The organism is Streptomyces sp. NPDC006208, assembly GCF_040613775.1.
Taxonomy (GTDB): Bacteria; Actinomycetota; Actinomycetes; order Streptomycetales; family Streptomycetaceae; genus Streptomyces.
The window spans coordinates 129,768-136,242 of sequence record NZ_JBEXSW010000024.1 but is presented as its reverse complement, the minus strand read 5'-3'; the positions used below and the strand labels follow the sequence as shown (position 1 = coordinate 136,242).

The 6,475-nt window shown below is 67.6% G+C and carries 6 protein-coding genes; 4 read left to right on the top strand and 2 right to left on the bottom strand.

Features of this window, described 5'->3' with window-relative positions; genetic code table 11:
• The 4 genes from ABZ208_RS21180 to ABZ208_RS21165 all read left to right on the top strand — a co-directional run.
• On the top strand, window positions 1-336 hold a 336-nt coding region (locus ABZ208_RS21180), incomplete at its 5' end, for a vitamin B12 dependent-methionine synthase activation domain-containing protein (protein ID WP_356910999.1).
• 152 nt (window positions 337-488) lie between these two features.
• Window positions 489-1,190 carry an HAD family phosphatase gene (locus ABZ208_RS21175; RefSeq protein ID WP_356910998.1) on the top strand — a complete coding sequence of 234 codons (702 nt, stop codon included), beginning with the start codon at window positions 489-491 and terminating at the stop codon, window positions 1,188-1,190.
• A gap of 503 nt (window positions 1,191-1,693) precedes the next feature.
• On the top strand, window positions 1,694-3,295 hold the full coding sequence (locus ABZ208_RS21170; protein WP_356910997.1) for an ABC transporter substrate-binding protein: 1,602 nt from the start codon (window positions 1,694-1,696) through the stop codon (window positions 3,293-3,295).
• Window positions 3,296-3,357: 62 nt separating this feature from the next.
• Entirely contained in the window at window positions 3,358-4,947 is a 1,590-nt protein-coding gene (locus tag ABZ208_RS21165) for an ABC transporter substrate-binding protein (RefSeq protein ID WP_356910996.1), read from the top strand.
• Window positions 4,948-4,971: 24 nt separating this feature from the next.
• Here ABZ208_RS21165 and ABZ208_RS21160 read toward each other — a convergent pair whose 3' ends face one another.
• Entirely contained in the window at window positions 4,972-5,643 is a 672-nt protein-coding gene (locus tag ABZ208_RS21160) for a response regulator transcription factor (RefSeq protein WP_116503106.1), read from the bottom strand.
• 14 nt (window positions 5,644-5,657) lie between these two features.
• Entirely contained in the window at window positions 5,658-6,464 is an 807-nt protein-coding gene (locus ABZ208_RS21155; RefSeq protein WP_356911006.1) for a PD-(D/E)XK nuclease family protein, read from the bottom strand.
• Between the last annotated feature and the right edge of the window lie 11 nt (window positions 6,465-6,475).

Genomic DNA, 6,475 nt, shown 5'->3' with positions numbered 1-6,475 from the left:
TCCTACCGCGACTACCTCGAACTGCACGGCCTGTCCGTCCAGTTGGCCGAGGCCCTCGCCGAGTACTGGCACGCCCGCGTGCGTACCGAACTCGGATTCGCCGGCGAGGACCCGGCCGATGTGGAGGACATGTTCGCGCTGAAGTACCGCGGCGCACGGTTCTCGCTCGGTTACGGAGCGTGCCCCGACCTCGAGGACCGGGCGAAGATCGCCGAGCTGCTCGAACCCGAGCGCATCGGCGTCCAGCTGTCCGAGGAGTTCCAGCTCCACCCCGAGCAGTCCACCGACGCGATCGTCATCCACCACCCCGAGGCGAAGTACTTCAACGCCCGTTAGCACGTCGTTCGGGGCGTGTCGTCCAGATGACCGACGCGCGCCGGACGAACGAGACGTACACTGGTCGGTCCAGTGCAGGCCGGTCACCTGTCCCAGCGGGAAAGCCGCAGGGAAAGGCGGCCGGCCTTCTCGTCCCTCACGGAGGTGTGCCCATGACCAGCACGGTCCCCGCGTCCCTGACCCGTTTGGCGGAGGGCGCTGCCCTGCAGGCGGTCTTCCTGGACATGGACGGCACCCTGGTGGACACCGAGGGTTTCTGGTGGGACGCCGAGGTGGAGGTCTTCGCCGACCTCGGACACCGGCTGGACGAGGCATGGCGGGATGTGGTCGTCGGCGGTCCGATGACGCGCAGCGCCGGCTACCTCATCGAGGCCACGGGCGCGGACATCACTCTCGCCGAGCTGACCGTGCTGCTCAACGACAAGTTCGAGAACCGGATCGCGCGGGGAGTGCCGCTCATGCCCGGCGCCGCGCGGCTGCTCGCCGAGCTCGCCGGGCACAATGTGCCCACCGCGCTGGTCTCCGCCTCCCACCGGCGCATCATCGACCGCATCCTCGCCTCGCTGGGGCCCGAGCACTTCGCCCTGTCCGTCGCGGGCGACGAGGTGCCCCGTACCAAGCCGCACCCCGACCCCTATCTGCTGGCCGCCGCGGGCCTGGGCGCGGAGCCCGCCAGGTGTGCCGTGGTCGAGGACACGGCGACCGGCGTGGCGGCTGCCGAAGCGGCAGGCTGCAGGGTCGTCGTCGTGCCGTCGGTGGCGCCGATCGCGCCGGCGGCAGGCCGAGTGGTCGTTCAGTCCCTCGAAGAAGTCGACCTTGTTTTCCTGCGCACTCTGATCACCGCTCCGCACTGATACGCGTACTGTCCGTGGTGTGTGAATGTACGGAAAACCCGCGGCGGCGAGACGTGCCTTTTCCGTGACGACCGGATGGTTTTTCGAGAACTGCCAACCCCATCTCCGGCGTGACCTTCGTCACGCCGGGTGGCATTGTGCGTCCGTCCTGGATGCCCATGCTTCGCATGGTGGGCGGTTTAAGTGCACCCATGTGTCCTGATTGATTCCTACATGCACGAAAATTCCTCGGCATGGTCATCCGTCGACGCGCATTGCTGATCACTCTGCGGATAGTCCCCAACTGGCGCTCGGTCACCCTTTCCTGGCACCGCCCACTAATCTCGTCGCGAGAACTTCGCCGCCGCACCATGGCGCTCCGACGGTCACCATGCCGTCGGAAAGCCAGGACCGATCGCTGAGAATCCCCGGCCCGATCGCGCCGCCCCGACCGGGTGGAAGTGGCGGAGCACCTCGCACACATCGCTGTACCTGTGCCGGATGGATGAGGGAGAACGTCCAGGATGAACCGTAAGACTTTGGTGCTGCCGGCCGTGGTCGGTCTGCTCGCGCCCGTGCTCGTCGCCTGCGGCAGTCAGGACGGCGGGTCCGGCGGCGGTGACGCCATCGTCGTGGGCACCACGGACCAGTTCGTCGCCACCGCGGACGCCCCCGCCCCCCTCGACCCGGCCTACGCCTACGACACAGGCGCGTGGAACGTTCTGCGGCAGACCGTCCAGACCCTCCTGCACGCCCCGCGCGGCGGCGGCGAGCCGGTGCCGGACGCGGCCGAGTCCTGCACCTTCACCGACAACGCCAGCGAGAGGTACCGCTGCAAGCTGCGTGACGGGCTGAAGTTCGCCGACGGCACCCCGGTGACCGCCGCGGACGTCAAGTTCTCCATCGAGCGCGTGCTGAACATCGAGTCGGACAACGGCACCGCCGCCCTGCTTGCGAACATCGACACCATCGAGCCCAAGGGCGACAACGAGGTGATCTTCCACCTCTCCACGCCGGACGCGACCTTCCCGTACAAGCTGTCCACGCCCGTCGCCGGCATCGTCAGCAAGAAGCACTACGACGGAGGCAAGCTGCGCGAGGGCTTCCAGGTCGACGGCTCGGGCCCCTACACCATGAAGACCGAGACCGAAGGTGATCGCATCACCAAGGTCGTCTTCATCAAGAACGACCACTACAAGGGCGACGTCAAGCTCAACAATGACGAGGTCGAGCTGCGCTCGTTCGCCGACGCCGAGGCCATGGGCGAGGCGCTCGAGTCCGGCGACATCGACTTGATGACGCGCGCCATGTCGCCCAAGCAGATCCAGGAGCTCGCCGAGAATCCCAAGGAGGACATCGAGCTCACCGAGGTGCCCGGCCTGGAGATCCGCTACCTCGCCTTCAACACCAACGACCCGTCGGTCAAGGACAAGGCCGTCCGCCAGGCCATGGCCGCCGTCGTCGACCGCGGTCAGATCGCCGGCCAGGTCTACGGCGCCACCGCCGAGCCGCTCTACTCGCTCATCCCGACGAGCATCGCCGCGCACACCAACTCGTTCTACAACAAGTACGGCGAGCCCAGCCGCAAGAGGGCCGCGTCGATTCTCTCCGGCGCCGGCATCAGCACCCCGGTGAAGCTCAAGCTGCACTACACGACCGACCACTACGGCGCGGGCACGGAGAAGGAGTTCGAGGCGCTGAGCGACCAGCTCAACGCGACCGGGCTCTTCGACGTCACCGTCCAGGGCACCGAGTGGTCCAAGTTCCGCCCCGCTCAGAAGCGCGGTGACTACGCGGTCTACGGCCTCGGCTGGTTCCCCGACTTCCCGGACCCGGACAACTACATCGCACCGTTCCTGGACAAGGGCAACTTTCTCAATTCGCCCTACGTGAGCGAAAAGGCCCGCGAGCTGATCCCCCAGTCGCGGCGCGAATCAGACCGAAACGCGGCATCTCCGGCCTTCACCCAGATACAGGAGATCGTCGCCAACGATGTCCCCGTGCTGCCGCTGTGGCAGGGCAAACAGTACGTTGCCGCCCGCAGTGGGGTCATCGGGGTCGAGTACGTGCTTAACTCCAGCTCAGACCTCCAGCTCTGGGAGCTCTCGCGCAGCGACGGCGTCTGACCGTGGAGGTTTCGGCGGGGCAAACGGCGCCCGCCGTTACTTGAGAACAAAGGCACGGTTCTGTGAAGGCACGTAACAAGTGGCTGACGGCCCCGCTCGCGGCGGGGCTGGCTGCCGGTCTGCTGAGCGGCTGCGGCGACGAGGGAAGCGGTTCCGGAGACTCCGGCGGTAGCTCACTGGTCATAGGTATGTCGGACGAGGTCCTGTCCACGGACCCGGCGGCAGGCTACGACCCGGGGTCCTGGCTGTTGTTCAACAACGTCTTCCAGTCACTGCTCAGCTTCCCCAAGGGGAGTTCGATGCCTGAGCCGGAGGCCGCCGAGAGCTGCGGCTTCGAAGGGTCCGGCAGCACGGTCTACCGCTGCACACTGCGCGACGGGCTGAAGTTCAGCAACGGCAACCCGCTGACGTCCAAGGACGTGAAGTTCTCCTTCGACCGGGTACGGAAGATCGACAGCGAAGCGGGACCGATGCCGCTGCTGTCCACCATCGACGAGATCAGGACGCCCGACGAGAAGACCGTCGTCTTCAGGCTGTCCGTCCCCGACGCCACCTTCCCGAGCAAGATCGCCTCGGGTGCGGGCTCCATCGTCGATCACCGCGAGTATCCGGCCGACGCCCTGCGCACCGACGGGAAGGCGGTCGGCTCCGGCCCGTACAAGCTGGACTCGTACAGCAAGGAAGAGGCCGCCTTCTCGGTCAACGAGGACTACCGGGGAACCGCCGAGACGCGGAACGCGGGCGTCACCCTCAAGTTCTTCCCCGGTGACCAGAAGGCGCTGGCATCGGCGCTGGGCGAGGGCGAGGTCGACGTCGCCTACCGAGGACTGCCCGCCGGGGAGATCAGTGACCTCCAGGGCTCGGCCTCCGCCGATGACCGGGGGATCGAGGTCGTCGAGGGATCCAGCGCGGAGGTCCAGCACCTGGTGTTCAACGTCGACGACCCGGTCGTCGGCAGGCTGGGTGTACGCAAGGCCATCGCCTACCTCATCGACCGCGACGCCCTGGTGCGGGACGTCTACCAGTCCACGGCGACCCCGCTGTACTCGATCATTCCGGCCGGCATCGCCGGCCACAACACCGCCTTCTTCGACCTGTACGGCGGCGAACCGCAGCCGCAGAAGGCGGAGCAGGCCCTGCGCTCCGCCGGAATCAGCGGCAAGGTGAAGCTCACCCTCTGGTCCACCCCGAGCCGCTACGGCCCGGCGACCGACCAGGAGTTCAAGGTGATCGCCAAGCAGCTCAACGCCAGCGGGCTGTTCGACGCGACCGTCAAGTCGGTCGACTTCGAGGAGTACGAGAAGGGCATCGCCGCCGGGAAGTACGGCGTCTACGTCAAGGGCTGGGTCCCTGACTACCCCGACCCCGAGAACTTCACGCAGCCATTCTTCGGCGAGGGCAACGTCCTCGGCAACAACTACGACAACAAGCGGATCACCGGCTCGATCCTGCCCGAGGCCGCAGGCGAATCCGACCGGACCGCCATCGACAAGCCGTATGTCGAGCTGCAGAACCTCGTCGCTCAGGAGCTGCCCATCCTGCCGCTCTGGCAGGGCAAGCAGTACGCCGTGGCCCGAGGCGACGTCGCCGGTCTCCAGTGGACCCTGGATGCCTCCACCGTCTTCCGGTTCTGGGAGATCGAGAAGGCCTGAGGACCCCGCCCCGCGCCCCGGACGTCACTGTGCGCCGGGGCGCACCAGGCCGCTCTCGTACGCGTACACCGCGGCCTGGACCCGGTCCCGCAGACCCAGCTTGGTCAGCACATGGCCCACGTGCGTCTTGACCGTCGTCTCGCTGACGAACAGATCCGCGGCGATCTCCGCATTGGACAGACCGCGCGCGACCAGCTTGAGCACCTCCACCTCGCGCTCGGTCAGCGTGTGCAACGTGTCCGGAACCGGGTCGTCGCCGGAGGGCAGATGGTCCGCGTACTTGTCGAGCAGCCGGCGGGTGATGCTCGGCGCCAGCATCGCCTCGCCCGCCGCGACCACCCGGATCGCCTGAACCAGCTCATTGGCGGGCGCGTCCTTGAGCAGGAAACCGCTCGCGCCGGCCCGCAGCGCCTCCACCACGTACTCGTCCAGATCGAATGTGGTCAGCACCAGCACCTTCGCCGGACCGTCGCGTCCCGGCCCGGTGATCTGCCGCGTCGCCTCCACGCCGTCCATGCGCGGCATCCGGATGTCCATCAGCACCACATCGGGCTGCAGGGCCCGGACCTGGTCGAGAGCCTGGAGGCCGTCCCCGGCCTCACCGACTACCGCAATGTCCTGCTCCGCCTCCAGGATCATCCGGAAACCGGTACGCAGCAGTGGTTGGTCGTCGACCAGCAGGACGCGGATAGCCACGGGGGACTCCTTCTCTAGACCGGGCCCATTCTGCCCTGGCCATCTTCGACCGCTCCCGCCGGGGAAACGCTCAGCGGATATACCGGGGGAGTGCCTCCGAATTCCGGACAGACTGCCTGGTGATCGCACCAGCCGCACAGCTTCGTCGGCCGCGGCCGCCAGTCACCCGTCTCGGTCGCCAGCTTGATCGCGTCCCACAGGGCCAGCAGCTTGCGCTCCATCCGCTCCAGATCCGCGGGCACCGGGTCGTACGTCAGCACATCACCGCTGCCCAGATACACCAGCTGCAGCCGGCGCGGCACCACGCTCTTGAGCCGCCAGATCACCAGCGCGTAGAACTTCATCTGGAACAGCGCGCCCTCGCTGTACTCGGGGCGGGGCGCCTTGCCCGTCTTGTAGTCGACGATCCGCACCTCGCCCGTCGGCGCGATGTCCACCCGGTCGATCACCCCGCGCAGCCGCAGCCCCGACTCCAGCTCCGTCTCGACGAACATCTCCCGCTCGGCCGGCTCGAGACGCGTCGGATCCTCCAGCGTGAACCAGCGGTCCACCAGCTGCTCCGCCTCGTCCAGCCAGCGCGTCAGCCGCTCGCCGCCCTCGTCCTCGGCGAACAGCTCGCTCAACTCCGGCTTCGACTCGAGCAGCCGGTTCCACTGGCCCGGGATCATCGCCTTCGCCCGCGGTGCCGTGCGCTCGACCGCCGGATCGTCGAAGAGCCGCTCCAGCACCGCATGGACCAGCGTCCCGCGGGTCGCCGCCTCGCTCGGCTTCTCCGGCAGCCTGTCGATGACGCGGAAGCGGTACAGCAGGGGACACTGCATGAAGTCGCCGG

Excerpts from the sequence above, each read along its gene's own strand:
- ABZ208_RS21155 (WP_356911006.1), bottom strand. The coding sequence starts at position 6,464 with ATGCAGTGTCCCCTGCTGTACCGCTTCCGCGTCATCGACAGGCTGCCG.
- ABZ208_RS21175 (WP_356910998.1), top strand. The coding sequence starts at position 489 with ATGACCAGCACGGTCCCCGCGTCCCTGACCCGTTTGGCGGAGGGCGCT.
- ABZ208_RS21170 (WP_356910997.1), top strand. The coding sequence starts at position 1,694 with ATGAACCGTAAGACTTTGGTGCTGCCGGCCGTGGTCGGTCTGCTCGCG.